The organism is Deinococcus phoenicis, from assembly GCF_000599865.1.
In the GTDB taxonomy this organism is placed as follows: domain Bacteria; phylum Deinococcota; class Deinococci; order Deinococcales; family Deinococcaceae; genus Deinococcus; species Deinococcus phoenicis.
This window is the reverse complement of the sequence record NZ_JHAC01000070.1, coordinates 1-25916: the sequence shown is the minus strand read 5'-3', so window position 1 is coordinate 25916 and position 25916 is coordinate 1. Positions and strand designations below refer to the sequence as shown.

Sequence of the window (25916 nt, the reverse complement as noted above, 5' to 3'; positions counted from 1 at the left end):
GGACAGAAATCCAACTTCTGGAGGTACGCACCATGATGGAATCGATCAAGAAGCTGCGCGAACTGACCGGCGCGGGCATGATGGACGTGAAAAAGGCCCTCTCCGACGCCGGGAACGACGAGGACAAGGCCGTGGCCCTGCTGCGCGAGCGCGGCATTGTGAAGGCCGCCAAGAAGGCCGACCGTGAAGCCCGGGAAGGTCTGGTGCGCTTCGTCGTGGACAGCAACAAGGCCGCCATGGTCGAGGTGAACAGCGAAACCGACTTCGTGGCGCGCAACTCCGACTTCCAGGCGCTGGTCGAGCGGCTGGCCCAGGCCGCGCTGAAGGCGGGCACCAGCGACGTCGAGGCGTTCAAGAACTTCGCGCTGGACGGCGGCGACACCGTGGGCAACACCGTCGCGGCGGCGGCGGGCAAGATCGGCGAGAACCTGGTGCTGAACCGGGTGGCCTTTGTCGAGGCCGCCGAGGGCGAGCAGGTGGCCGGGTACGTCCACTCCAACGGCAAGATCGGCGTGCTGGTGGACATTGCGGGCGGCACCGAGGCCCAGGCGAAGGACGTGGCCCTGCACGTGGCCGCCGAGCGCCCCCAGTACCTCAGCCGCGACGAGGTCAACCAGGACGACATCGAGAAGGAACGCGAGATCCTCACCAACAAGGCGCTGAACGAGGGCAAGCCCCAGCAGATCGTGGAGAAGATCGTGGGCGGCCAGATCGGCAAGTTCTACGAGGAAAAGGTCCTGCCCGAGCAGAAGTTCGTCAAGGACCAGAGCATGACGGTAGCGAAGTACCTCGGCGGCGCGCAGATCAAGCGCTTCGTGCGCTTCGAGATCGGCGCGTAAGAGTCAAGCGGGGCGGCGACACAGAAGCCGCCCTTTCCTTGGGCCGCTTCCCTTCCCCCCGCGCCCGGCGGCCCCTTCCCGCCGGGCGTTTTTCCGTGGACCCCTCCGCCGCCCTCCCGCCACTCCTCCCGAGGTGACTTCATGTTCAAACGCGTCTTGCTCAAGCTTTCCGGTGAATTTCTGGCGAACGAAAACGGCTTCGGCATCAGCCCCGGCGCGACCGCCCAGCTCGCGCGCCTGATCACGGAGGCGCTGGGGGGGACGGACGTGGAACTCGCGGTCGTGATCGGCGGCGGCAACCTGTGGCGCGGCGCGCGCAACGGTCAGGGCATGGACCCCGCCACCGCCGACTACATCGGGATGCTGGGCACCGTCATGAACGCGATGGCCCTTCAGGACGCGATGGAAGCCGCCGGCCAGCCCACCCGCGTCATGAGCGCCATCCAGATGGCGGCGGTCGCCGAGCCGTACATTCGCCGCCGCGCCATCCGGCACCTCGAAAAGGGCCGCGTGGTGATTTTCGGCGGGGGAAACGGCGCACCCTTTTTCACCACCGACACGACGGCCACCCTGCGCGCCCTGGAAATCGGCGCGGACGTGGTGTTGATGGCGAAGAACAAGGTAGACGGCGTGTACGACAGCGATCCACGCAAGAATCCGGACGCGCAGTGGATTGCCTCCGCCACCCACCTGGAAGTCGTGGAGCGCCGCCTGGAAGTCATGGACGCGACCGCGCTGACCCTGTGCATGGACAAGAACCTGCCCATCGTCGTGTTCGATCTCTTCCAGCCCGGCAACCTGCGCCGCCTCTTCATGGGCGAGCGGGTCGGAACCCTGATCCAGAGCTAGACGCCTGGGCCGCCGCCCACCTGGGCTAGAATCTGGCCCAACGTACCCCCAACCCCAAAGGAGACTCTCTCATGGCAGACATGAAAGCGATCAATGCCGACACGCGCGACCGCATGGGCAAGGCCCTGGAGGCGCTGGAGAACAACCTCAGCGTGCTGCGCACGGGCCGCGCCAACCCCGGCATCCTCAAGAAAGTGCTGGTGGACTACTACGGCTCCACCATGCCCATCGATCAGGTGGCGAGCATCACCACGCCCGACGCGCGGACGCTGGTCATCACGCCCTGGGACCGGGGCGCGCTCAACCCCATCGAAAAGGCCATCCGCGACAGCGACCTGGGCCTGAATCCCAACAACAAGGGCGACACCATCTTCATCAGCCTGCCGATGCTGACCGAGGAGCGCCGCAAGGACTTGGTGAAGAACGCCCGCAACTACGCCGAAGACGCCCGCATCGCCATCCGCAACCTGCGCAAGCACGCGCTGGACGAGGTCAAGAAGCTCGAAGGCGTGGGCGACGACGACATCAAGCGCGGCGAGGCCGAGGTGCAAAAGATCACCGACGAGTACGTCAAGCGCGTCGAGGACATCTTTACCAAGAAGGAGCAGGAAATCCTCGGGTGAGGCGAGCAAGCCTGCCCCCACGTGACCGCCGGTCATCCCGGCGGCGCGTTCTTATGGGGTGTGGGGCGTGGGCGGTGGGGTGCAGGAAAGGTCTGTTCCCCACACCCCACCGCCCACACCCCGCAGCCCCCCGCCGGAGCCGCCCGTGGAATCGCTGAGTACCCGCGTCCTGACCAGCGTGGTGGGGTTTTCCATCATCAGCGTGATCGTCTGGGCCGGGTGGATCGCGATGCTGCCCATGCTGGTGCTGGTGTCGGTGCTGGCACTCTTCGAGTACATCCGGATGCTCGACCGCAACGATATCGACGTGCGGCGGGTGTCGCTGGGCGTGTTCGGCGCGGCGATCATCGTGGCGAGTCTGCCGATGATTCCGGAGACGCCCTGGCTGGGTGGCTCGTGGCGCGAGGTGGTCCTGACGGTCGCCCTGGGGTACCTGCTGGTGATGGAGGTGATGCGGCCCGGCGAGCGGCCCCTGGAGCGGGTCGTGTACTCGCTGTTCGGGCTGCTGTACATTCCCTGGCTGCTGGGCTACTTCCTGATGCTGCGCTATACCCCGGATTCGGGCCAGGGGCTGCTGTACTTCGCGCTGCCGCTGCTGGCGACCTTCGCGGCAGACATCGGCGGCTACTTCGGCGGGTACTTTTTCGGGCGGCGCAAGCTGGCCCCGGAAATCAGCCCCGGCAAGACGGTCGAGGGGGCCATCGGCGGCCTCGCCTTCAGCTTTGTCACGGTGCTGATCTTCTCGCAGCTCACCCACATCGGGTCGCCGCTGGAGGCCCTGCTGTACTCCATCCTGGTCGCCAGCGCCTCCCAGCTGGGCGACCTGGCCGAGAGCCTCCTCAAACGCGCCCTGAAAACCAAGGACAGCGGCAGCAGCCTGCCGGGTCACGGCGGCTTTCTCGACCGCCTCGACAGCCTGCTGTTCGCGGTGCCGGCCACATATCTGTTTCTGAATATCAGCGTGTTCACGCGGTAGGGCAGGTGTGGGGCGTGGGGCGTGGGCTGTGGGTTGGGGGAAGGTCCAGTTTTCCCACAACCCACGACCCAGATTCCACATCCTCGCCTTCCCTTGCGCCATCCTGTCTCCGTGAAGCTGACGGTTCTGGGCAGTACGGGAAGCATAGGCACGCAGGCGCTGGACGTGGCGCGGGAACGCGGCTGGACCGTGGGGGCGCTCGCGGCGGGCCGCAATCTGGACCGGTTGGAAGCCCAGGTGCGCGAGTTCCGCCCGGAGGTGGTCAGCGTGGCGGAGGACGTGCTGGCCGACGCCCGCACGCGGCTGGCGGGCGTGCCGGTGATCGCCGACCCGGCAGAGCTGGCCGCCCGGCCTGCCGACGTGGTGGTCAACGCGGTGAGCGGCCTGCCGGGCCTCGCGCCCACGCGGGCGGCGCTGGAGGCGGGGCGGGCGGTGGCCCTGGCGACCAAGGAAGCGATGGTCACGGCGGCGGCCCTGATCTGGGAGGCGGCGGGGCGGGGCGGGGGGCGGCTGGTGCCGGTGGACTCCGAGCATACCGGCGTGTACCAGTGTCTGACCGGGGAAACCCTGGAGGACGTGGCCGAGTTGATTCTCACGGCCAGCGGCGGGCCGTTCCGTGACGGGCCGGCGGACCTGAGCCGGGTCACACCCGAGCAGGCCCTGAAGCACCCCTCCTGGAGCATGGGACGGAAAATCACCGTCGATTCGGCCACCCTGATGAACAAGGGCCTGGAAGTAATGGAGTGCGCTTCTCTGTACGGGCTGCCCCTGTCGCGGGTGGGCGTGGTCGTCCATCCGCAGAGCGTCATGCACGCGGCGGTGCGCTTCCGGGACGGCAGCCTGAAGGGCCAGTTCGGCCCGACCGACATGCGCCTGGCAATTGCCTACGCCATCGACGCCGCCCCCACCGGTATGGCCTGCCCCGGCGACGTGCGGGGCGCGCGGCGCGGGCCGGCGGTCGCCGGGCACCTCGGCTGGCCCCTCAGCGGCACCTGGGAGTTCCGGGAGCCGGACGCCGCGCGCTTTCCCTGCCTCGGCCTCGCGTACCGGGCGGGCGAGGCGGGCGGCCTGCTGCCGGCGGCCCTCAACGCGGCGGATGAGGTGGCCGTGCCCGCCTTCCTGGCCGGTCAGCTCGGCTTCATGGAGATTCCCCGGCTGATCGAGCGGGTGCTGGACGAGACGCCGCAAGGCCCGCTGACCTGGGACACCCTCGCGCAGACGGAAGCCTGGGCCACCGCGCGGGCGCGGGAACTCGTGGCCGCCGGAGTCGGGGCATGAATCTCCTCCAGAGCATTGCGGCGGCCCTGACGCCCCTGGGACTGCTGTGGACGCTGCTGATCATCGGCGCGGCGACCTTCCTGCACGAGCTGGCCCACTTCGCGCTGGCCCGCTGGCAGGGCGTGGCCGTCAGATCCTTCAGCGTGGGCATGGGGCCGGTCCTCTTCCGGCGGCTGTGGCGCGGCACCGAGTGGCGGCTTTCCCTGCTGCCCATCGGCGGCTACGTGGAGATCGACGGCATGGCGGCGGAAGAGGGGCCGGGCGGCACGTACCGCCAGCCCACGCGCGGCTTCGCGGCGTTGCCCACCTGGGGCAAGGTCGCGGTGCTGCTCGCCGGGCCGCTGATGAACCTGGTCCTGGCGGTGGGCCTGATGACGCTGACTTTCGCCTCGCAGGGGGTGCCCGCTCCCGACCGGGCGCGCATCGAGGCCGTGCTGCCGGACTCTCGGGCGCGGACGCTGGGCCTCCAGGCCGGGGACGTGATCACGGCTGTGGGGGGACAGGACCTGCCCGAGACGTACCGGGTGAACGGCCAGCCCCATGCCGGCTGGGAGAGTGTCCGCGACCTGCTGGCGACGAGCGGGCGCAAGGTGCTGACCGTCGAGCGCGGCGGCGCGGCCCGTGAGGTCGCCTTCGACTGGCAGGCCCGCGTGGACGGCGTGCAGCAGCGCCTGGGCATCCAGTACGGCCCGGATGTGCGGCCCGCCAACGTGCCCACCGCGCTCGTCACCTCCCTGCAAACCACCGCCGAGGCCGTGCCGCAGATTCTGCGCGCCTTCGGGGGGCTGTTCACGCGCTTCCTGACGCTCGACCTCTCGCGCGACGAGAACGTCAGCGGCCCCATCGGCACGGCGGAGATCGTGAGCCGCGCCGCCGCCCTGAGTCCCTGGGCGCTGGTGCAGGTCGCCATCCTGCTGAATCTCTCGCTGGCCTTTTTCAACCTGATTCCGATTCCGGGGCTGGACGGCGGGCGCATCCTGCTGACGCTGGTGGGGGCGCTGCGGGGCCGTCCCCTCACGCTGGCGCAGGAACAGGCGATCAACCTGACGGGCTTCGCCTTCGTGATGCTGCTGATGGTGTTCGTGGTGGTGCGCGACGTGAGCCGGTTTTTTTAGGCGTGGTCAGCGACCAATCGTCAGCTTTCAGCCGATTTGCTGACGGCTGAGGGCCGAAAGCTTTACCATGCCCCTGATGCAGCAGGCAAAGGCGCAGGAACCAGGGGCGCGTGTGGCGGTCGTGATTCCCGCGTTCAACGAGGAGGAGACGGTGGCGGGGGTGATCCGGGCCGCACAGACCCTCACGCCCGACGTGGTGGTCGCCAGCGACGGCAGCAGCGACCGCACGGCCCAGGTCGCGCGGGAGGCCGGGGCGCGGGTGGTGGACCTGCGGGAAAATGTGGGCAAGGGTCCGGCACTCAAGGCCGCGCTGGAGGTCACCGACGCCGACTACGTCGTGATGCTCGACGCCGACCTGCTGGGCCTCACCCGCGAACACCTCGAGCGGCTGCTGCGGCCGGTGCTGGCCGGTGAACTGGAGATGGCAATCGGCGTCTTCGAGGGCGGCAGCTTCGCGAGCGACTGGGGCAACAAGCTCACGCCGCACCTCAGCGGGCAGCGGGCCTGCCGCCGCGACTGGCTCCTCTCGGTGCCCCGGCTGGGCGAGGAACGCTGGCCCGAGCCGCCCATCACCGATCACCTGCGCCAGACCGGAGCGCGCTGGGATTACGTGGAACTGGGGCAGGTGCGCCAGGTTCTCAAGGAAACCAAACGCGGCTTCTGGAAGGGTGCCCGCGCGCGGACCAAGATGTACGCCGACCTCCTGACCTACAAGCGGCGCAAGAAACGGGGGGGGTAGCCGGAAGCGGGACGCCCGCGGCGAACCCTGGCGGCCCTCACTTCAGCAGGTCAATCTGGCTCCCGTCGGCGGTCTGGTAGCGCACCACGCCGAGGCCGGGCACGAAGTACGTGATCTGCGTGCTCTGCTGCCCGCCCACGCTGAGGTCGGTGCGGATCACCAGCGCGTTGAAGGTGCCCGCCGGAACCCGCAGCGGCGCGGTGCCCGTCACGCTGCCGCTGCTTTTCAGGGCGCCGCTCCCACTCTGCCAGTGCTGGCCGGGGTGCAGCGGACCGGGCGGGTACACGTTCAGGGGCGTGGCGTACCACGTCAGGCGGCCGCCCGCGTTCACGCCGCGCAGCCAGATGCTGCCGTCGGCCCGGGCCTCCAGCAGATCCTGGGTGTAGGTCTTGCCGCCGTACTGGTGACTGACCGGCGTGACCCGGATGCCCCTGACGGTGGTGGGGGTGCCGACCACCTGCGTCTCGCCGCTGGTGTAGGTCCAGGTGGTGCCGGGAATCAGCGGGTAGAAGCCGGGAACCGGGGCCGTCAGACCAGCGGGGGCCGCCAGCAGGAGGAGGGCGGCGGGCAGCAGGGCGCGCATCACGCCCCACAGGAGAGCGGGCCGCCTGTCACCGCAGCCTCACAACCTCTGCCCGGGGCGCCTGGGGCGGCAGCCTGTCCGGTCAGGCGTTCCGGGCCGCCGGAGGGCACATGCTAGCCTCGCCTCCATGACCGCCAGCCCCCCCGGCCCCGCGACGCCCGCCCCCCTGTTCGAGCAGGCCGCCATCGCGGGCGTCGGGCTGATCGGGGGCAGCGTGGCGCTGGGGCTGCGGCAACGGTTGCTGGCCCGGCGCGTGACCGGCTACGACGCGGACGTGCAGGTGCTGCAAGAAGCGCAGGCGCTCGGCGTGGTGGACGACGTGCGGGCCACCCCCGGCGAGTGGCTGCGGGCGTGCGACCTGGTGGTGCTGGCGGCCCCGATGCGGGCGCTCGCGCCGCTGGCCCGCGACCTCGCGCCCTTCCTCTCCCCCACGGCGTTGGTGACCGACGTGGGCAGCGTGAAGGCGGGCATCGCCGCCGAGCTGGAGGCGCTGGGCGTGCGGAACTTCGTGCCGGGGCATCCGATGGCGGGCAGCGAGCGCGGCGGCGTGACCCACGCGCGGGCCGCCCTGCTGGAAAACGCGGTCTGGGTCCTGACACCCACCGACCACACGCCGCTGACGGCCCTCAGCCGCGTGCGGACGCTGGTGGAGCACCTGGGCGCGGCCCCGGTGGTGATGCCGCCCGACGCGCACGACGGGCTGGTGGCGACGGTCAGCCACCTGCCGTACCTCGCCAGCCTGGCCCTGACGCATCTGGTGGCGCGCGACGAGCGCCTGAGCCTGCTGGCGGCCGGGGGCTTCCGGGACCTGACGCGCGTGGCGAGCGGCGACCCGCGCATGAGCCGCGACATGGTGGTGGAAAACCGGGCGGCGCTGCGGAACGCGCTGGCCCGCTTCCGGCGGCAGCTGGAGCGCCTGGAGGCCGACCTCGACCAGCCCGAGGAACTGCTGGCCGCCGCGCAGGAGGGCAAACGCACCCGCGACAGCCTCCCGGTCGTGAAACGCAGCCTGCTGCCCCCCAAGCACGATCTGGTGGTCGCCGTGCCGGACCAGCCCAACCAGATCGGGGCCGTGACGCAGGCGCTGGGCGCAGCGGGCGTGAACATCAAGGACATCGAGGTGCTGGCGATCCGCGAGGAGGGCGGCGCGATCCGCCTGGGCCTGGAGAGCGTGGAGGACGTGCGCCGCGCCAGTGAGATCCTGAATGCGGCGGGCTTCGAGGTGCGCGGGCGCGGCTGAGCACCGGGGACCGAGCAGCGGGGACGGGGGTAAGGCCGCAGGACCAAGCTCACGCCCCAGGTGGGTAGAGTAAGCCCTTACATGTCCTCGCCGCCCCCTCCCCTTCCCATCCCCGCTGGCCCGCGCCTGACCGCCATCGATACCTTCCGGGGCCTCACGATTCTGGAGGTCGTGGGGCACCACGCGACGGGCATGGGCCTGCGGCACGCCACCGTCGGCTCGACCACCCACGACCTGCTGCTGATCCTGAACCGCACACTACACTTCGCGGTGCCCGCCTTCGTGTTCCTGTCGGCGCTGGTGCTGACCCGCAGCCTGCTCAGGCGCTTCGACCCGGGGCGCTACTTCTGGCGGCGGCTGACCCGCGGGGGCTGGCCCTACCTGCTGTGGAGCGCCCTGTACGCCCTGTGGTACGTGTGGACCGGGCAACGCGCCCCCGAAACGCTGATGGACCCGGACCGCTGGCGCGACTGGCTGCTGTACGGCAAGGCCAGCTATCACCTGTATTTCCTGCTGGTGGCGCTGGAGGTCTACGTGGTGCTGCCGCTGCTGCTGCCGCTGGCCCGGCGCAGGCCCAGCATCACGCTGGCGCTGCTGGGCGGGCTGGCGGCGCAGCTCGGACTGTACCTGCTCAACCGCGAGGTGCTGCATCTGCGCTTCCCGGCCAGTACGGTGCTGTGGTACGCGCTGCCGATCAGCCTGGGGCTGGCGGTGGGGGCGCGGCTGGACAGCTTTCAGGACTGGTGGCGCAGGCGGCGGCTGGTGCTGCTGCCCCTGCTGGCAGTGGCCTACGCCGCATACCTGCCGGTGGCGATCGCGTATGTGCGCGGCACGCCCGTCACCCCGGTGGTGTACAGCGGCCTGAGCTGGACCTTCACGGCGCTGGTGGCGCTCGCGCTGCTGGGCCTGGCGTACCGGCTGGAGCGGGGACCCCAGGCCGGGAGGTTCAAGCGGATCATCGCCACGCTGGGCACGGTCAGCCTGCCCATCTACCTGCTGCACCCGGCGCTGTTGCAGGCGCTGGAGCGTTACCGCTCGCCCGACGGAACTTCCGCACAGTTGCTGCTGACGGTGGCCCTCTATGCCCTGATCGCCCTGGCCGTGCCCGCCGTGATCGGTCGCCTGCTGCTCGGCAAGCGCCTGGGCCTGCTGCTGTTCGGGCGCTGAGGGGGCGGAGGCGCAGGCCTCGTCAGACATCCGTCAAGGCCCGGACGCTAGAGTGCAGCCCGCCGATGCGCCGTTTCCCCGCTTTCCTGCTGCTTCCGCTGCTCGCCGCGCTGCTCCCGGGCGCGCGGGCCACGGCCAACTCGCCCTTTCCCCTGCCGGCCGTGCCCGACACGGTGCGGCTGGAGCGGGCCAGCGGGCCGTCGTTCCTGCGGGTGCCGCCCGCCTGCTACCGGCAGGAGTGCGCGCTGGTGGTCGTGTCGCACCCCCGCGGGCAGAGTGCCGAGCGGCTGCACGACAGCCCACAGGTGGAGGCGCTGGCGGACGCCCTGCTCGCCGCCCCCTTCGCGGTGCTGCTCAGCGACGACGGCGGCAGGGCCACCTGGGGCAGCCCCGCCGCGCTGGCCCAGGTCGCGGGGCTGCGCGAGGAAGCCGTCACGCACTTTGCGTGGAATGGCCGCACCTACGCCCTGGGCCTGAGCATGGGCGGCCTGCTGGCCCTGCGCAGCGTGCTGCCCGGTAGCCCTTACCCGGTGGGGGGTGTCGCCCTGATCGACGGGTGGGCCGATCTGCGCGCCGCCTGGGCCTCGGCCAGCAGCCGCCGCGCCGAGATCGATCACGCTTACGGCCTGACCGGCGAACCCGCGCCCGATCTCGACCCCCTGCGGCAACTCGCGGAAGCGCGCCCGGTGCCCCTCTTCATCCTCGCCAGCCGTGACGACACCACCGTCCCCATGCACGGCAACGGCCAGCGCCTCTTCGCCTACGCCGAGCCGGGCGTCAGCGAGTTCCTGAAGGTCAGCGGGCCGCACCTCGGGGGCAACCGCTTTTCGCCCACGGTGGCCCGGCAACTGGCCGCCTTCTTCGGGCGGCTGGAGCTGCGGGCGCAGGAGCAGGCGCGGGGGCGGTAGGTCCCTGGACCCCTCAGCCGCACCGGGAGGGCAGGGACCGCGCCGCCTCCCGGACCAGCGGGTGGGGGTCTTGCCCGAGCCGCCGCCGGAGCGCACCGGGAAGGGCAGGACGCCCGGCCACCGCCAGCCGGACACCGTAATCCGGGTCTGCCGCCAGTTGCTCGACCAGCTCGGGGGGCAGGTCCGGCCGCCTCGCCAGCACGGCGCGGGCCTGCCAGAACGGCTGCCCGGCCAGTTGGCGCAGATGTCCGGCGCTCGGTGCGGGGTGCGCCGCGACCGCCAGCCGGACCCGCAGGTCGGCGTGCTTCAGCGCCGCCTGATGAACCCAGTCGGGGGCCTCCGGGCAGCGGGCCAGGGCGGCCAGGGTCTCGGCCGGCCAGCCCAGCAGCAGCCGGGGCTGGGCCAGCCGCAGCAGCACCAGCGCCGGATTCCGCAGTACGGCCCCCGGAAAGTCGGCCCCCAGTTCGCCCAGCAGCGCGGCGGGCGTGTTGGGATGAGCGGCCACCGCCGCGCGAAGCTCGGGCCGGGGGTGGCGGGCCAGGCGGGTCAGTTCCGCGGCGGTGGCCCCGGATGCGGGCTGTTCAGGACAGGGCATGCTGTTCTCCCGTCGGCGCTCAGTACTCGTCTCCCGGCCCGGGCTGAAGTTTCTCGCGCCAGAGGGTCAGCAGTTCCTGGAGGTCCTCGGCCGGGTCCGCCGCAGGCTCCAGGGGCGCGAGTTCGTCCAGCACCTCGAAGGTGAAGCCGGCGGGGCCGTCCGCGTTCCAGTCCTGCTGAAGTGCCCGCCGGGGGTGGCTTCCCAGTTCCAGTTGAAACCGGATACGGTTGAGAATGCCGGTCAGGTGCGTGCTGGAGCCGAGCAGCATCCTGCCGGTGCGGTGATGCAGGACGCGGTAGATGCCCTGCCGGGGCGTGAAGCCCTTATAGGCGCGGGGCGACGGGGTCATGGTTGCCCTCCTGAGGGGAAGCTTGGGGCGGCGCCGGGGCCGTCTCCGGCCCGAAGGCGGGGGCCGCCAGATACAGGGCGTGGGCACGAATCTCCTCCGGCCAGGGCTGGCTGTGTTCCCGGAACCCGGCCAGATCACGGGCATACAGCGCGCGGGACGCCGCCTCGAAGCCGGGCAGGTCGCCCGCCATCACGCCCAGGAAGCGGTCGGCGGCGGCCTGGGCCTGCCGCACCCGCTCCTGCTCCGGGTTCTGCTTGCGGGCCTCGTCGATCAAGCGGCGCAGGGCGGCCGACGCGCCGCTGGGCTGCTCCTCCAGCCACGCCCAGTGCCGGGGCAGCAGCGAGACTTCCCGCGACACGATGCCGAGCTTAGGGCGGCCCGGCCCGGCCTTTCTGGGCAGCGGGGCTTCCCGCTCCAGCACTTCTTCCAGCGTGCCGCGCAGGTTGAAATCCACCTGTCGGCCGGTGCGGTCCTCGAAGATCAGCAGGGGGAGATGGGCACCGAGCTGTTCCTGTTGCGCCTTGAGCTGGGTGAGCAAGGGCCGCAGCTCCCCCGTGGCGAGCCGTTGGTGGCCGTGAAAGGCCGTGTACGTCGTCGTCTCTTCCATGCAGGAATATTATCCGGGTAAAATTGAGTTGTCAATATTACCCGGGTCATTCTCTGGTGCTGGCAAGTCAAAAGGGTTCCCGACCCCACCAGGAGCCGGGAACCCTGGGCGGGCGCCCTCACATCGCCGCAGGCACCTCGATGCCGATCAGGTCGAGCGTTTCCTCGAAGGCGCGGCGCAGGCGGGCGACCAGGGCCAGGCGGGCCTCGCGCAATCCGGCGGGACTCTGGAGGACGTTGGTGGCGGGCTTTCCGGCACGGTCCTTGGCATTGAACCAGGCGTTGAAGGCGGTGGCGAGGTCCAGCGCGTACTGCGCGACCACGTGCGGTGAATGGACACGCACGCTCTGGGCCACGACCTCCGGCAACCGGGCGACCATCTTGGCGAGGCCCAGATCGAGGTCAGCCAGCGCGTCCCAGTCGGCCCCCGTCCCGTCGGTGGCGTGCCCGGCCTCCTGCGCCCTGCGCAGTATGCTCGCGGCGCGGACGGCGGCGTACTGCACGTAGGGCGCCGTATCGCCGTTCAGCGCCAGCGCCTGCTCCCAGCGGAAGTCGATCTTGCGGGTCGGCTCGGCCTTCAGCATGGCGAAGCGGATCGCGCCGATGCCGATGCGGCGGGCAATCTCGTGGGCGTCCGCGCGGGCGGCCAGGTCGGGGTTGATCTCGGCCAGCACCTTCAGCGCGCGGTTCTCGGCCTCGTCCATCGCGTCGTCGGCACTCACGGCGATGCCCCTCCGGCCCGAGATGGTCTGCCCTTCCAGCGTCACGAACGCGTAGGAGAGGTGAACGCTGCGCTCCTTTTTCTCCCCCTCCCCCGCCACGCCCAGCGCGCTTCGCACCACCGTCTGCGGGTGGTCCTGGCGCGAGTCAATCACGTTGATGACTTCCTGGGCGTGGCCGAAGCGGCGCTCAAGGTCGGGCTGGCCACCAGGCGCACTCGTCCAGACGGTGTGGCCCTCGGGGTCAGTGAGGAAAGGCTTGAACCGCATGCCCTCGAAGAGGCCGAACTTCCAGAACTGGTAGCCGATGTCCTTGGCGGCGTACATGGCCGTACCGTCCGAGCGCAGCAGCACCACGTTCGGTTCCTCCAGGCCGGGCATGAACTCGGACACGTCCATCACGAAGGCCCCGGCATACTTGCCCTCCGTGGGGTGCGTGGTGTAGCGGCTCCCCTCCAGAATAGTCATCGCCTGCGTCAGAAAGCCGCTGCCCACCACGTCGGATTCCCAGTTCAGCAGGTCGTAGCGCGCGCCCAGGCGGAAACAGGTTGCGAGGTGCGCTTTCACGACCTTCTCGACTTCGCCCCGGAGTTCTCCGGCTTCCAGGCGGTGCATCACGGCGCTGATGCCCTCTTCCAGGCTGGGCTTGGCGGGGTCGGCGTTGAGGCGCACGTAGCCCTCCCCCATCCAGTGGTCGTACTTCTGCACACCGTCCCAGACGCGTTGGTAATGCGACTCGGCAAACAGGGACTCGGCGGCCTGCCGCCCGGTGTCGTCGATGTAGTTCTGGACCTCGACCGTGTGCCCCGCCGCGCGGAAGATGCGGGCCATGCTGTCGCCCAGCACCACGTTCCGCAGGTGCCCGACGTGCAATTCCTTGTTCGGGTTGACCGAGGTGTGTTCGATCACGACCTTGCCGCCGAGGGGGGGCATCTCGAAAGGCTTCTCCACCACGCCGCGCACAAACGCGCCCACATCCACGAAGAAGTTCAGGAACGGCCCGGCGGCCTCCACGCGCGAGATGCCTTCCGGGAGCTGCACCCGCTCAGCCAGCCCCGCCGCCACCTGCGCGGGGTTCTGGCCCAGCGCCTTGGCGATCTGGAAGGCGGCGGGCGTGCCGTAGTCGCCGGGCTTGTTGGCCGGGGTTTCCTGAATCGCGGCGTCCACGGGCGCGCCCAGATCGGCGGCGGCCCGCTCGACGGCGGCTTTGAGCTGTGCCTTGAGGTCCATAACCGGAGATTTTATCCAGTTTCGGGCCGGGCGGAGGCGCGAAGGAAAAACGCCGGGTTCCGCACCGTGAATGGGCCTTTCGGCACTTTCCTGAACTGTTCGGGAGCGGCGACCGGGTACGCTGGGGTATGGAAGGCAAACTTCTCCAGACCAGCCCCACCGGGGAACGCACCTTCGTCCTCGTCTTCGCGGCGGGGGATGAGGTGGCGCAGGGCCTGCAAGCCTTTGCCCGCGAACAGCAGCTCGACGCCGCCGCCTTCACGGCCATCGGGGCGTTGAGCGGCGTGAAGTTCGGCTTCTACGACGTGGAGGCGCAGGAATACGTGCCCACCGAGGTGAACGAGCAGGTGGAGGTGCTGAGCCTGCTGGGCAACGTGGCGCTGAAGGAGGACGGCACGCCGCAGGTCCACGCCCACCTGGTGATCGGGAGGCGCGACGGCACCGCGATGGGCGGCCACCTGCTGCGCGGTCACGTCAAACCCACCCTGGAAGTGACCCTGACCGAGCAGCCCACCCACCTGCGGCGCAAGTTCAACAAGGAGTTCGGGCTGACGCTGATCGATCTGGGGGAGTAGGGGCGAGTGGGCAGGCGGCCTCACTTCACGGTAAAGACGGCCTCGCCCACGAACTGCCCCAGGCCCATCCTCACGCGGTACTGACCGGTCGGGACGCGCTGGCCGACGCTGTTCGTGCCGTCCCATCTGGCCTCGCGGGTGGTGGACTGGCCGGGCTGGAGGAGGAGAGCCGCAGGAGCCATCGCCGGACATGGCCCATTTCCCACCTGCCAGACGCGCAGGCCACCAGAGACGCGCTCAAGGGCGAGGGGTTCACAGACAGCCTGATAGACCTTCAGTGGCCCGCCGGTCCTGTTCGTGACCTTCAGCGCGAAGGTGTAACCCTTGTTCGTGGGTAGGACAACCACTTGTGCCGCGTGGGCGAAACCCGGCCGGGTGGGCAACCGGACAGGCGGCGCGACTTCAATATCAATCTTGCCCGCGTCCAGCCCGCGTTTTTTCAGTTCGGCCAGGAAAGCCTGACGCGAGACCTGGTCGGCCAAGCGGAAGGAAAGGCGCTGGTCCGCTGGAACGTCGCGGCTGGTGCGGGTCTGCCATTCGGCATGGCTGGCATCCAGAGCGTCTTGATAGGCCCGGGGATGCGGCGTCGGAATGGGCCGGTCCTCTGGCACCACCAGGGCGGAGGCGGAGGCCCGCTGGAGCCAGCCAAAGCCGGGGCGGAGGCTCACGTTCCAGCCCGCGACATATTCCACCTGCGCCCCCACCTTCTGCGGCCCCAGCGCCCGCGTGTAGGTGGAGGTGGTGCGGGCGGGCACGGCGAGAACCTCGCCCACCTCGCGGCAGGTGGGGGCGTTTCCCACAGGTGCCAGCTGGCCCAGCTGTTCCAGCCGGTTCACGGCCTGACCGTTCTGATAGGCCGTGAACCGCTTCAGCACGGGCGCACCCACCGCCAGGCACTTCAGGGGCACGGCCTGCGCGGTGGGATTTTGCAGCGTCAGCGTGAGGGTCAGGGGTGGCGGCGGGTCGTTCCGGTAGGCGTGGTACTGGGTGGGCTGGAGCTGGAAGATCAGCGGCGCGTTGGGGTCGGCATGGGCGGTGGCACAGAGGGTGAGGATGAGGAGGGGGAGCAGGCGATTCACTTCACCTCCACTATCACTGGCATCGCCTGCACCCGCACCGGCTCGCCGCCCGCCGTGCCGTCGAACCACGCCGTCAGCGTGTACGTTCCGGGCGCGAGGGGCGGCAACGTGCGTTTCAGGCTCAGCGTCTCGCCCGGCGCGAGGGTGCGGGTGAACTGGAGTTCGGGGCAGGTGAGGCGCTCGCCGGAGGTCGGGGCGGACACGGGCGTCCCGTCCACCTGCGCCAGGGCGACGTAAGGCGGCAGGCCGCAGCTTCCCCAGTTGACCTGGGCGGCATAGCGCAGGCCGAGGGGCTGGCCGCTGCCGTTCCGCAGCGTGAGGGTGACCGTCACGCCCTGTGGGGACGGCATGGCCCCGGCCTGCGCGGTGAGGGGGGCGGCAGCCTCGGCAGACGCGGTGACCGGGGCCGGTTCCGCCCGTCCGGTGGGCAGGCCCCCGAGCAGCGCACAACTGCCCAGCAGGAACGGCAGCACGGGGAGGAGCAGGCGCCTCATCACTGACCTCCTTACCGGACCGTGACGCGCACGGGCTGGGCGGGTACCTTCACGCGCAGGTCGTTGCCGAAGCCGGCGAACCACCCTTCGATCATGTAGTCCCCGGCGGGCAGGTCAAGGGTACGGGTAAAGACGGCGTTGCCACGCGCAGGAGCCGTTTTGCCCAGCAGGTCCTGGGTGCAGATGCGGGGGGAGGCACCGGGGACCGGATACACCACCTCGCGCGTGCCGACCCGCAGGACGCGCACCGTCGGCGCGGCGGCGCAGTTCTGGTCATTGTCGCGTGCGGCCGCAAACGTCACCGGCACGGTGAGGCTGCTGTTCAGCGTCAGGGTCAGGGGGACAGGTCCGGCGACGGTGCGCGGCGCGGTCAGCAGGGCCGTCACGCCGTCCAGCAGAGAAAAGGCCGGGGGAAGGGTGCCCTCCACGGTGCCTGTCTGCGGTATGGCGGGGGGACTTTCCTGCGCTCCGGCAGGGGACGGCAGGGCCAGCAGGGCCGCGAGGGCCAGAACGCGGGAAGACATACGCCGAGCGTACCCGGCAGGCATGACGGAAGGCTGAAGGGCCGCCCGGACGGTATTTAGAGCCGTTGTCAAAAAGGGACCTTCTTCATGACCGGGCGGGCAGCGGGCAGGCCCCACACGGGTGCCGTTCTGCCCAAGACAGCGCGTGAACTCAGGAGAGCGTTTGGGACTTGCCAGGCGCCGAAGCAGAGAAGGGAGCTGTTGCAGGCGCTTTCCCTCCTCCGGCGGAATTCGGACAACTGCTCTACCGTGCGCCCGCCTGCGCCGCGTAGAAGTCCGCGATGCCCGCCGCGATCGCCTGCGCGAAGCGCTCACGCCCGGCGGGGTCCATCAGGGTGCGGAGGTTCTGTGGGTCGGTCAGGTAAGCCGTCTCGATCAGCAGGCTGGGCTGGGTGGTGGGGCGTGTCAGGGCCAGATTCGCGCCGGGCTTCAGACCCGCGCCGGGGCCGAGGTCGGGCAGCGTGCGGCGCAGCGCGGCCAGAAGCGCGTCCGCCGGTGCCCGCGCCTGCGGATGCGTGAAATACACTTCCGGGCCACGAATGCCGCGAGGATCGCGCCCGTCGGGCAGGGCATTGGCGTGGATGGACACCAGCAGGTCGGCCTGGGCCGCCTCGGCGGTCAGGTCGCGCTCGTACAGGCCCAGGGTCACGTCCGCGTCGCGGGTCAGGATCACCTGCGCCCCCCGCTCCCGCAGCAACTCGGCGGCGCGCCGGGCAATGGGCAGGGTTAGGTCCTTTTCCGGCACGCGCAGACTCCCCGCCCCCCCGAACTGTGTGCCGCCGTGCCCGGCATCCAGCACGATCACGCGCCCGGCGAGGGGCCGCGCCACGCCGAGCAGCGGCGGACGGCGGACCGTCAGCAGCAGGTCGCCGCCGTCATAGTTCGCGGTAAAGCCCCACGCCTGCGGGGCCGTGAGGTCCAGCGTCAGCCGGGTCACGCCGAGGCCTAGGGGCTGAACGTCCGCCCGCGCGATCAGCGGATCGACCAGGGGCGCGGGCAGTGTGGGGGGAATGTCCAGACCGTACAGGGTGAGCGCCAGGCGGCGGCCTCCCTGCTCCTGCGTGACCGTGAAGGGCACGCGTGCCCCACCCAGCGGCACCCGGACCCGCAGGTCCCCGCTGGGGGCGGGCTGGGGGACCGGGGGCGTCCCGGCCTCCGCCGAAGGGAGGACCTGCGGCAGAGGCGTGGCGGGAATGGCCGGAGGCGCGGCGACGGGGAGAGGTGCAGCCGGGTCAGCCGTATCCAGCGTCACGGTTCCGCCCCGGCTCGGCGCAGGCACACCGGGCGTCACGCCGAGTTGTTTCTCGGTCAGCAGCACACTCACGCCGGGCGCGAGGCGGGCACGCACGTCCTCCCCCTGCCGCCCCACCAGGGTGAAGGTCATGCCGTCACGCGGGTACAGGAAGGCTTCGCCGTCCAGGGTGGTGGCCGCGTTGCCGGCGTCGTTCAGGCCCAGGCCCCGCACCGTGCCGGGCTGCTGGGTGCCGCTGCGGGGGCCGCTCCCCGTGCTGCTGAGGCGTCCGGGGGCGGTGGCCGTTACCGTTTTGCCGTCGCGCCCGGTCAGGCTCACGGTGACCGGTGCCCGCTCAAGCCGGGCCGAGACGGGCAGCACGTAGGCGGCCTCGTACCGTCCCGCACCCACCTCGCGCAGCGGTGCCGGTTGCCCGCCCCCCACCCGGAAAACCGCTTGCCCCCCCGGCGACCCCCGGAAACCCACCATGACGGTCCGTTCATCCGGCGCGTCGCCCGCCGCATCCCAGAACTCCAGGGCGGCGCGCGGCGTCACGCTTCCCCGGTCGATCTGCGTGGGGGTCGCGGGCAGAGGCGCCGCCACCGTGCGGATCACCCGCAGCGTCCGGGTGCCGGTCTGCCCGTTCAGGGTGCTGCTCAGGCGCAGGTCGTTCGTGCCGGGACCTAGCGGCCACCACAGGATGAACAGGCCGTCCGCGCCGACCGCCACCGCCTGCCCACTGATCTTCAGGTTCGCGCCGGGCGGCACGCTGCCTTCCAGCAGAACGTGGTCGAAGGTGACCCGGTGGCCCTCCGGCGGGTAGGCGACAAAGACTTCGGGCGCGGCGCGGGCCACGGTCAGGGCAGGAGCGGCGAGCAGGGCGAGCGACAGGGCAGCGCGGCGCAGGGGCATGGCAGGGGTCTAGCACGGCGGGCGAGGGGGGAAGATGAGCTGCCGCAGTCAGCCCGCAAGGTGCCCGGGTAAACTGGGACATGCTCAATATCGGTGCCGGAGAACTGCTCCTGCTGCTGCTGGTCTTCGCGGTGCTGCTGGGGAGTCTCTCCATCCTGGTAAGGGCCACCCGCCGCGCCCGGGACGCTGGTGAGTCTGCACGGCTCCGCGAACTGGAAGCCCGCCTGCGCGAGCTGGAAAAGAGGCCGTAAAAGCGGCGAGGGCAGAGGGCCAACGGATGCCTCTGCCCTCACGCTGCTCCCGCTTACCCCACGCTGGGGCTGCCCATCGCGTTCAATACCGCGTGGGTAAAGGTGCGCGTGTCCGCCTTGCCGCCCAGGTCGCGGGTGGGATGTTCGCGCAGGGCCAGGGCCACGGCGCGGTCCACCTGGTTGGCGACCTGGGGCCGGTCCAGGCCGTGCCGCAGCAGCATCGCGGCGCTCATGATGGCGGCGGCGGGGTTGGCCATGCCCTGCCCGGCGATATCGGGGGCGCTGCCGTGAATGGGTTCGAAGAGGCCCGCGCCGTCGCCCAGGCTGGCGCTCGGCATCAGGCCCAGAGAACCGGGAATCACGGCGGCGAGGTCGGAGAGGATGTCCCCGAACAGGTTCTCGGTGACGATCACGTCGTAGCGGCCCGGGTTGGCGACGATCAGCATGGCGACGCTGTCCACGTACTCGTGGTTCAGGTGGACATTGCGGTATTCGCGGTCGCGCAGGGTCTGCACGTCGCGCCGCCACAGTTCCGACACCTCCAGCACGTTCGCCTTGTCCACGCTCGTCACGCGGCCCCGGCGCTGCTCGGCGGCCCAGAAGGCGACCTTTGCCACCCGCTCGACCTCGGGCGTCGTGTAGCGCATGGTGTTGTAGGCGACTGATCCCTCGATCTGGCGGTCGCCGTCGAAGTAGATCCCGCCCAGCAGCTCGCGCACGATCAGGATGTCCACGCCGCGCGCCAGTTCGGGCTTGAGCGGCGAGAGGTGTTCCAGGCCCGGCTGCACCCGCACGGGCCGCAGGTTGGCATAGCAGCCCAGCGCCTTGCGCAGCGCGAGCAGGCCGCTTTCGGGGCGCAGGTGGCGCGGCAGGCTGTTCCAGGGGCTGTTCTGCGGCCCACCGACCGTGCCCAGCAGCACGGCGTCGGCTTCTTGCAGGGCGTCGCGCGTGATCTGCGGGAAGGGGTCGCCGTACCGCTCGTAGGCCGTGCCCCCGATGGCGTGTTCCTCGATCTGCACGTCGGGCGCGACCTCGCGCAGCACTTCCACGGCGGCGGCGGTGACCTCGGGGCCGATCCCGTCGCCGGGCAGGGTGATGACTTTAGGCATGCTGTTCCTCCTGTTGGGGCTGGTTCTGGTCTTGCCGGTTCTGGTCCTGTTCGCGCATGTACTCCAGCCAGCCCCCGGCCTTCTGCACGTCCAGCGCGAACTGCGGCACGGGCACAAACGTCAGGGTCTGCCCGGTGCGGGTGTTGGTGACCGTGCCGCCCGCCAGGTCCAGTTCCGCCGGATCGCCGTCCATGAACGTCTCGACCACATTCTCGCATTCCAGCGCCAGAAAGCCGTTGTTGATCGAGTTGCGGTAGTAGATGCGGGCGAAGTTGGGGGCGATCACGGCGGCCACGCCCGCGCCGCGCAGTGCCCAGACGGCGTGTTCGCGGCTGGACCCGCACCCGAAGTCCGCCCCCGCCACGATGATGTCGCCCGGCTGCACGCGCCGCACGAAGTCCTTGTCGTAGTCCTCCATCGCGTACTTCGCCAGTTCGGCCTCCACGTCGGTGGTCAGGTGGCGGGCGGGGATGATCTCGTCGGTGTTGATGTGGTCACGGGCAAAGACGTGAACGGTGGGCATGGGGAATCTCCTTGGCAGAGGGCGGGGTCAGTTCTGCGGTAGCCGCAGCACGAGTTCTTCGGGGAGGTCGTCATAGAGGTCACGCCAGGTTTCGCCGTCGAAGCTCACCTCGGACTCGATGAAGGTCTGCGCGAGGGGATCGGGGTCGGTCAGGGCGTCCACCGGGATGTCGATCCGCATGGCCTGGGGCACGGGCAGGGCGTCCAGGTCCTCCAGGGCGGGGGTGTCGGGCGTGAACATGTCGCGCAGGACCCCCTCGGTAAAGGCGGCCCAGGCGCCCGGGTTCCCGGCCCCGGTCGCCCGCAGCAGGTCGGCCCGCACCCGCTCGGCGTGTTCCTCGGGGACGCCGCCCCCCGGCCACTCCAGCCGGCCATCGGCCCAGACCGTGACCGGCAGGGTTTCGACGTCGAGCATGTCCGCGAGGAACTCGCCCAGTTCGCCGCCCCCTTCCTCCAGTTGGGCGTCCGGGTTCCCGTAGGCATGCCAGGTTTCGCCGTCCAGGGTGTAGAAGCGGTGGTCCAGGGAAATGTGAACCTCCTGTTCCCCCAGGGTGGTGAAGGCCAGATTGACCAGGGAAGCCAGCGGCACGCTCTCGCGCAGTTCCAGGCGCACGCGGCGGGCCGTGGGCACCCGGGCGTCGTCGTCCTCCTCTTCCGGGAGGTCGAGGGTTTCGAAATGCCTCTCGGCCCACTCTTCCGGCGTCCCGCCATGCCACCTCCTGACGATGCCTTCCAGCTCTTCCAGCTGTTCGGCGGGCGGCTCCGGCTCGAAGTCGATGCGGCCCTCGCGCCAGTGTTCGGCGTCGTAGCGGGCCACCAGCGCGCCCTGCTCACGGGCGAGCGGGTGCTGCATCAGGTACTGGATGCCCGAGAGCGGGTGCTCCGGTTCCGGCAGGCTTTCCCAGCGCCCCCCGTCCTGTGAGGTTTCTTGGCGGCGCAGATGCAGGACCGCGCCGCCTTCCAGCGGCAGGTAGTCCCGCACAGCGCGCAGGGCGTCGCCCCGCAGCGTCCTGGGGTCGAGGTTGAACACCAGTTCACCCGTCAGCCGCCGCAGGGGCGGCACCGGAATGGCTTCCAGATCCTCGCGGGTGCGCAGGAGCTTCTCCGGCAACCCCGCCATGATGGCGGCGCGGCGGTAGGCTCTGGGCCAGGCGTCCCCGGTGGGCTGCGTCTCCCGCAGCGCGGCCACGATCTGCTCCCGCAGCGCCGCGTCGGCTGGCCCGTGCGTGAGGGTGACCTGCCCCCCCGCGTCCAGCTCGGCCTCGAAGGGGTGGACGGTGGGCATCAACCCGAGTTGTTTGCGTCGTTTGGCTTCGCCCATAGGAACTCCAGTATTTCAGGGAATCTGAAAGATCAGGAAGAACAGCACCAGACCCAGCCAGAAGCACAGCGTCACGACCACCGGGACCAGCACCGTTCCTGCGCCGACCCGCCAGGGCAGGGCCGGCATCCGGGACACGCCCCACAGCACCAGCAGGCCCGGCACCAGCGCCCAGCGCCGGTCACGCACGGCCAGCCAGCCCAGCGACCAGCCGGCCGCGAAGTCGGCCAGCAGCCAGAAAGGCGCGGTGCTGCCCCACTCCATCCCTCAGTCCGCCGCTTCCGTCCCGTCCGCGTTGTAAGCGCGCGGGTCGCTGATGTACCCGGCGACGGCACTCGCGGCCACGGTGGCGGGGCTGGCGAGGTAAATCTGGGCGGTGGGGTCGCCCATGCGGCCCACGAAGTTGCGGTTGCTGGAGCTGATGCACACGTCGTCCGGCCCCAGCACGCCCGAATGCATCCCCAGGCACGCGCCGCAACTGGGGTAGCTCACGCTGGCCCCCGCTTCGACGAAGATTTCCAGCAGGCCTTCCTGGGCCGCCTGCTTCCAGATCGCCTGGGTGGCGGGCACCACGATCATCTGCACGCCGTCGGCCACCTTGCGGCCCTTCAGGATGCGGGCCACGTCGCGCAGGTCGCCGATGCGCCCGTTCGTGCAACTGCCCACGTAGGCGTGCGTGACGGCGATGCGGTCGCTGCCCGCCACCCGCCCGTTGCTGGGAATGTGGGGGTAGGCGACGGTGGGTTCGACAGCGGAAGCGTCGAGGTCGATGACCACCTTGTACTGCGCGTCGGGGTCGGAGGTGTACTCGGTGTACTCGCCTTGCGTGACGCCGCGCGCCGCCAGATACGCCCGCGTCGTGTCGTCCACCGCCACGATGCCGGTCTTGCCGCCCGCCTCGATCGCCATGTTGGTGAGGGTAAAGCGGCCCTCCATGTCCATCCGGTCGATGGTGTCCCCCACCCACTCCATCACCAGATAGTTCGCGCCGTCCGCGCCGATGCGCTTGATGACTTCCAGCACGAGGTCTTTGGGCGTGACACCGGCAGCCAGGTCGCCGCTCACCCGGATCAGCATGGTTTCGGGCACCTTGAACCACACCTTGCCCGCGTAGATCGCTCCGGCGAGATCGGTGCTGCCCACGCCGGTGGCGAAGCACCCCAGCGCACCCGCGTTGCAGGTGTGCGAGTCGCCGCTGACCAGCGTCTGCCCCGGCTTGATCAGGCCGGTGTTTTCGAGCACCACGTGGGCGATGCCGCCGCGCCCCACGTCGTAGAAGTGCCGGATGCCCTTTTCCTGCACCCAGGACTTGAGTTTCTGGTACATCTTGGCGGCCTTGATGTTCATAGCGGGGACGGAGTGGTCGGGCACCGCCACGATCTTTTCAAGGTCGAACACGCGGTCCATGCCGCGCTCTTCGAGCATCCGCAGGGCGGCGGGCGTGGTGATCTCGTGGCACAGTACCCAGTCGGTCGCGCACTCGATCAGTTGGCCGGGCACAACATGGTCATGGCCGCTGTGGGCCGCCAGGATCTTTTCCGCAATCGTCATTCCCATACACGCACAACTCCTCTCATCCTCTCAGATGCGCGCCCAGAAACGCAAAACGCCCCCGGAGCCACTTGAGCTTCGGGGGCGGATCAGCGAACGCCGGGCTGCGCTCACCGCCCCCAACGAAGAAGAAGCGCCGCGTGGGCGTTCTTTTCAGTCGGTGGACGGGTGAACATCAGGAGGAAGTGTAGCGCGCGGGCACGACAGGACCAGGGAGTCGTGTAGACGGGCACAGGCTCCGGCTGCCTTCGGCACCTCGCATGCGCCTTCATCTGACCGGGCCTTCACGGTGGTCAGGATGCAGAAACTCGTATCCACAGGCCCCGGCTTTCTCTTAGAATCCTGAGTGTTCATGAAGAGACTTCACCTTCCCGGCGCCATGCTCGGTCTCACTGTGCTGCTCACCGCCTGCCCCGGTCCCACACTGCCGTCCACGCCCACCCTGACCGTCAAGCTGGAGGGCCTCCCCAGCGCACCCGTGACGGTGACGAATACCACCACGCAGACCCAGGTCTTCAGCGGCATGCTGGCGGTCAGCAAGACGTTCAGCGACCTGAAGGCCGGGGACGTGTTCAGGGTCGAGGGGGGCGCGGTGAACGGCTTCACGGCCCCTGCCGCGCAGACCGTCACGCTGGAGGCGGGCAAGACGGTCACGCTGGCGTATACGGCAGCCTCTCCATCCGGCACCCCCCTCGATCCGGCCCGGTTCAGCGGCAAGCTCAGCGGCTGGACCTATGGTGCGCTGACGCCCGACCTCTACTCGCTGGGCAGCGAGAGCCTGCAACCCCTGACAGGAAGCCGCGTCGCCGCCGACGGCACGGTGAGCGTCACGTTGCCCCAGCCCGCCCAGACCTTCAGCCTCCTGGGCGGCTGCACGTTCAGCGGGACGAGCAGCGTGCCCGATGTCGCCATCGACCTGGCCGAGGTGGTGCTCCTGTCGGCGCAGGGGGATGTGCTGGGGAGCCTGACGCAGGCCCAGGACGGCGGCAAGCTGCTGACCCGGCTCTACTCGGCCACGGAGGCCCGCTTCAGCGGGACGGCCCAGTGCAGCTCCTCCACGCTGAACCTCGACCTCACGCTCAAGGCGGGCTGGAATGCCGTGGTGCTGAGCCGTTCGGGCAACCAGACGACCCTGACCAGCATCCCTCCCGGCACCCCCGTGAGCCTGAGGTTCGTTCAGGCCGACAGGCAGGCCGAGTTCCAGTTTGCCGACCCCTCCGCGCTGACGCTGCGGGCCGGTCAACCGGTCACGCGCGAGGTCACGGTCTATCAGGACGGCGGGCTGTCAGGTCAGGTGTCACTGTCGACCGACCTGCCCGGCGTCGTGGTCACCCCCGGCACCCTGACGCTGCCCAGCCTGGGTGCCCAGAGTTTGGGAACACCGAGCCTTGGGACACAGCGCCCTGGGAAAGCGCCGCTGCTGCGCGCCCTGGGCCGGATGGGCGCGCAGGCGGTGACGACCACGCTGACCTTCAGTCTGGATGACAGCGCCGCCACCTACAGCGGGCCACTGAACCTGCTTGCCCGGCAGGGCGGCCAGACGGTCGGCGGTGCCAGCCTGTACGCCGATATTCGCGTGCCTTCCGTCCAGGTGGGCGTGAACGGGCCTTACGGCACCACGACCCTGAGCGGGTATCAGGGCGCTGTCCTGAAGGTGCCGCTGAGCCTCACGCCGCAGGACGGCTTGACCGGCAGCGTGACCGTGACCCTGAACGGCCTGCCGGCGGAGTTGAGCGTTTCCCCGGTCACCGTACCCTTGACGGCAAACGCCACCACCCACATCGAACTGCCGGTGCAGGTGGCGCCAGGCGCGGCACTGGGCGAGGTCCGTGCGCAGGTCGGCGGCGGCAAGGTGTCCCCTACCCCGCTCACGCTCCAGATCAAACCGGCCCGCACCCTGCTGGACGTGCAGGCCAGCCCCTCCTCGCTCACGCCTGCCGCACAGGGCGTGTGGATCATGGCGGCTTACCAGAGGGCCACGACCGGCACCGCTACGCCGCAGATCACCTTCCGCCGGTATCTGGACGGACAGGCCGCCGCCGAGGTCACCCTCAACGATGTCTACGGCGAACTGCTGCGGGTGCCGGGAGGCGGCGCCTACGCCATCAGCGCGGGCTATGCGGGTCCGGCAACGGCCATCTACCACCTGAAGGACGACGGCAGTGTGACCCGGCTGAACACGGCCCGTCCGGTAAGCGGGCCGAACATGCTCTACGGCGCGGTCGACGCCCAGGGGCGCCTCTGGTACACCGGCATAGCCAGCGAAGGCGCGGGGTACACCAGCTACGGCCTGTACTGCTGGGACCCGGCCACGGGGGAAAGCCGCCTGATCGACAGCCAGAACGCCCCCAGCGGCAGCGTCTCCAGCAGGGACTTCATCACCAGCGGCAATGGCCGGTATCTGTTCTATAAAGGTGGCTACAACAGCAAGCCCCTCCTGATCGACACGGAAACCTCGGCCATCACCCCCCTAGGACGGCGCTCATAAGGGTTGCCGGGTGAGGGTATAGCCACACCGTTGAAACCAGCCC

At 70.0% G+C, this 25916-nt stretch carries 27 protein-coding genes; 13 read left to right on the top strand and 14 right to left on the bottom strand.

The window, feature by feature from the left end; translation table 11 throughout:
• The first annotated feature begins 32 nt into the window (after positions 1-32).
• The 7 genes from tsf (at position 33) to DEIPH_RS16265 (ending at position 6419) form a co-directional block, all read left to right on the top strand.
• Entirely contained in the window at positions 33-839 is an 807-nt protein-coding gene (tsf, locus tag DEIPH_RS16295; RefSeq protein WP_034360130.1) for a translation elongation factor Ts, read from the top strand.
• Between the two features lie 141 nt (positions 840-980).
• Positions 981-1688, top strand: a complete 708-nt coding sequence (gene pyrH / locus DEIPH_RS16290; protein WP_034360128.1) for a UMP kinase — start codon at positions 981-983, stop codon at positions 1686-1688.
• A gap of 71 nt (positions 1689-1759) precedes the next feature.
• On the top strand, positions 1760-2311 hold the full coding sequence (gene frr / locus DEIPH_RS16285; protein ID WP_034360126.1) for a ribosome recycling factor: 552 nt from the start codon (positions 1760-1762) through the stop codon (positions 2309-2311).
• Positions 2312-2456: 145 nt separating this feature from the next.
• A complete protein-coding gene (locus DEIPH_RS16280; RefSeq protein WP_034360124.1) occupies positions 2457-3287 on the top strand; it encodes a phosphatidate cytidylyltransferase in 831 nt (276 codons plus the stop codon).
• A 111-nt stretch (positions 3288-3398) separates the two neighbouring features.
• Positions 3399-4565 carry a 1-deoxy-D-xylulose-5-phosphate reductoisomerase gene (gene dxr, locus DEIPH_RS16275; RefSeq protein ID WP_034360122.1) on the top strand — a complete coding sequence of 389 codons (1167 nt, stop codon included), beginning with the start codon at positions 3399-3401 and terminating at the stop codon, positions 4563-4565.
• On the top strand, positions 4562-5680 hold the full coding sequence (locus DEIPH_RS16270; protein ID WP_034360120.1) for a M50 family metallopeptidase: 1119 nt from the start codon (positions 4562-4564) through the stop codon (positions 5678-5680). The genes dxr and DEIPH_RS16270 overlap by 4 nt, the downstream gene beginning before the upstream one ends.
• 67 nt (positions 5681-5747) lie before the next feature.
• Positions 5748-6419: a glycosyltransferase family 2 protein gene (locus tag DEIPH_RS16265; RefSeq protein WP_051517458.1), complete on the top strand. Its 672-nt coding sequence runs from the start codon at positions 5748-5750 to the stop codon at positions 6417-6419.
• A gap of 37 nt (positions 6420-6456) precedes the next feature.
• Here DEIPH_RS16265 and DEIPH_RS16260 read toward each other — a convergent pair whose 3' ends face one another.
• Positions 6457-7002 (bottom strand): hypothetical protein, encoded by a 546-nt coding sequence (locus tag DEIPH_RS16260; RefSeq protein ID WP_034360117.1) that lies wholly within the window; start codon positions 7000-7002, stop codon positions 6457-6459.
• A 127-nt stretch (positions 7003-7129) separates the two neighbouring features.
• Here DEIPH_RS16260 and DEIPH_RS16255 point away from each other — a divergent pair, with 127 nt between their 5' ends.
• The 3 genes from DEIPH_RS16255 to DEIPH_RS16245 all read left to right on the top strand — a co-directional run bounded on the left by DEIPH_RS16255 (position 7130) and on the right by DEIPH_RS16245 (position 10317).
• Positions 7130-8242 (top strand): prephenate dehydrogenase, encoded by a 1113-nt coding sequence (locus tag DEIPH_RS16255; RefSeq protein ID WP_034360116.1) that lies wholly within the window; start codon positions 7130-7132, stop codon positions 8240-8242.
• Between the two features lie 81 nt (positions 8243-8323).
• Positions 8324-9409 carry an acyltransferase family protein gene (locus tag DEIPH_RS16250; protein ID WP_034360115.1) on the top strand — a complete coding sequence of 362 codons (1086 nt, stop codon included), beginning with the start codon at positions 8324-8326 and terminating at the stop codon, positions 9407-9409.
• Between the two features lie 65 nt (positions 9410-9474).
• Positions 9475-10317 (top strand): alpha/beta hydrolase family protein, encoded by an 843-nt coding sequence (locus tag DEIPH_RS16245; RefSeq protein WP_034360113.1) that lies wholly within the window; start codon positions 9475-9477, stop codon positions 10315-10317.
• A gap of 13 nt (positions 10318-10330) precedes the next feature.
• On the opposite strand, the gene DEIPH_RS16240 is transcribed toward DEIPH_RS16245, so the two are convergent.
• From DEIPH_RS16240 to DEIPH_RS16225, 4 genes are all read right to left on the bottom strand, one after another.
• Positions 10331-10912, bottom strand: a complete 582-nt coding sequence (locus DEIPH_RS16240; protein ID WP_081790965.1) for a hypothetical protein — start codon at positions 10910-10912, stop codon at positions 10331-10333.
• Positions 10913-10931: 19 nt separating this feature from the next.
• The gene (locus DEIPH_RS16235) at positions 10932-11261 is read right to left on the bottom strand and encodes a GIY-YIG nuclease family protein (RefSeq protein ID WP_034360112.1); all 330 of its coding nucleotides are present in this window, start codon (positions 11259-11261) and stop codon (positions 10932-10934) included.
• Positions 11236-11868 (bottom strand): DUF2239 family protein, encoded by a 633-nt coding sequence (locus tag DEIPH_RS16230; protein WP_051517457.1) that lies wholly within the window; start codon positions 11866-11868, stop codon positions 11236-11238. Before DEIPH_RS16230 ends, DEIPH_RS16235 begins: the two co-directional genes overlap by 26 nt.
• A 118-nt stretch (positions 11869-11986) precedes the next feature.
• Positions 11987-13816 carry an arginine--tRNA ligase gene (locus DEIPH_RS16225; protein ID WP_034360111.1) on the bottom strand — a complete coding sequence of 610 codons (1830 nt, stop codon included), beginning with the start codon at positions 13814-13816 and terminating at the stop codon, positions 11987-11989.
• Positions 13817-13944: 128 nt separating this feature from the next.
• Here DEIPH_RS16225 and DEIPH_RS16220 point away from each other — a divergent pair, with 128 nt between their 5' ends.
• A complete protein-coding gene (locus tag DEIPH_RS16220) occupies positions 13945-14391 on the top strand; it encodes a PPC domain-containing DNA-binding protein (RefSeq protein ID WP_034360109.1) in 447 nt (148 codons plus the stop codon).
• A 20-nt stretch (positions 14392-14411) separates the two neighbouring features.
• Here the strand turns inward: DEIPH_RS16220 and DEIPH_RS16215 are convergent, their stop codons facing one another.
• The 4 genes from DEIPH_RS16215 to DEIPH_RS16200 all read right to left on the bottom strand — a co-directional run bounded on the left by DEIPH_RS16215 (position 14412) and on the right by DEIPH_RS16200 (position 18631).
• On the bottom strand, positions 14412-15470 hold the full coding sequence (locus DEIPH_RS16215) for a hypothetical protein (protein WP_034360107.1): 1059 nt from the start codon (positions 15468-15470) through the stop codon (positions 14412-14414).
• Positions 15467-15964 (bottom strand): hypothetical protein, encoded by a 498-nt coding sequence (locus tag DEIPH_RS16210; RefSeq protein ID WP_034360106.1) that lies wholly within the window; start codon positions 15962-15964, stop codon positions 15467-15469. Before DEIPH_RS16210 ends, DEIPH_RS16215 begins: the two co-directional genes overlap by 4 nt.
• Before the next feature lie 11 nt (positions 15965-15975).
• On the bottom strand, positions 15976-16488 hold the full coding sequence (locus DEIPH_RS16205) for a hypothetical protein (protein WP_034360104.1): 513 nt from the start codon (positions 16486-16488) through the stop codon (positions 15976-15978).
• A gap of 244 nt (positions 16489-16732) precedes the next feature.
• Positions 16733-18631, bottom strand: a complete 1899-nt coding sequence (locus DEIPH_RS16200) for an N-acetylmuramoyl-L-alanine amidase family protein (protein ID WP_034360103.1) — start codon at positions 18629-18631, stop codon at positions 16733-16735.
• 80 nt (positions 18632-18711) lie between these two features.
• Between DEIPH_RS16200 and DEIPH_RS20245 the strand changes: the two genes are divergently transcribed.
• Positions 18712-18882: a hypothetical protein gene (locus DEIPH_RS20245; protein ID WP_161636083.1), complete on the top strand. Its 171-nt coding sequence runs from the start codon at positions 18712-18714 to the stop codon at positions 18880-18882.
• 53 nt (positions 18883-18935) lie between these two features.
• Here the strand turns inward: DEIPH_RS20245 and leuB are convergent, their stop codons facing one another.
• Genes leuB through DEIPH_RS16175 form a run of 5 tightly spaced genes read right to left on the bottom strand, consistent with a single transcriptional unit; the run spans position 18936 to position 23391 of the window.
• Entirely contained in the window at positions 18936-19991 is a 1056-nt protein-coding gene (gene leuB, locus DEIPH_RS16195; protein ID WP_034360102.1) for a 3-isopropylmalate dehydrogenase, read from the bottom strand.
• Positions 19984-20514 carry a 3-isopropylmalate dehydratase small subunit gene (locus tag DEIPH_RS16190; RefSeq protein ID WP_034360100.1) on the bottom strand — a complete coding sequence of 177 codons (531 nt, stop codon included), beginning with the start codon at positions 20512-20514 and terminating at the stop codon, positions 19984-19986. Before DEIPH_RS16190 ends, leuB begins: the two co-directional genes overlap by 8 nt.
• A gap of 27 nt (positions 20515-20541) precedes the next feature.
• The gene (locus tag DEIPH_RS16185; protein WP_034360098.1) at positions 20542-21834 is read right to left on the bottom strand and encodes a helix-hairpin-helix domain-containing protein; all 1293 of its coding nucleotides are present in this window, start codon (positions 21832-21834) and stop codon (positions 20542-20544) included.
• Positions 21835-21849: 15 nt separating this feature from the next.
• The gene (locus DEIPH_RS16180; protein WP_034360097.1) at positions 21850-22098 is read right to left on the bottom strand and encodes a hypothetical protein; all 249 of its coding nucleotides are present in this window, start codon (positions 22096-22098) and stop codon (positions 21850-21852) included.
• Positions 22099-22101: 3 nt separating this feature from the next.
• Complete coding sequence (locus DEIPH_RS16175) at positions 22102-23391, bottom strand: 3-isopropylmalate dehydratase large subunit (protein ID WP_034360096.1); 1290 nt, start codon at positions 23389-23391, stop codon at positions 22102-22104.
• Positions 23392-23737: 346 nt separating this feature from the next.
• Here DEIPH_RS16175 and DEIPH_RS16170 point away from each other — a divergent pair, with 346 nt between their 5' ends.
• Positions 23738-25873 carry an SMP-30/gluconolactonase/LRE family protein gene (locus tag DEIPH_RS16170; protein ID WP_152544999.1) on the top strand — a complete coding sequence of 712 codons (2136 nt, stop codon included), beginning with the start codon at positions 23738-23740 and terminating at the stop codon, positions 25871-25873.
• Positions 25874-25916: the final 43 nt, after the last annotated feature.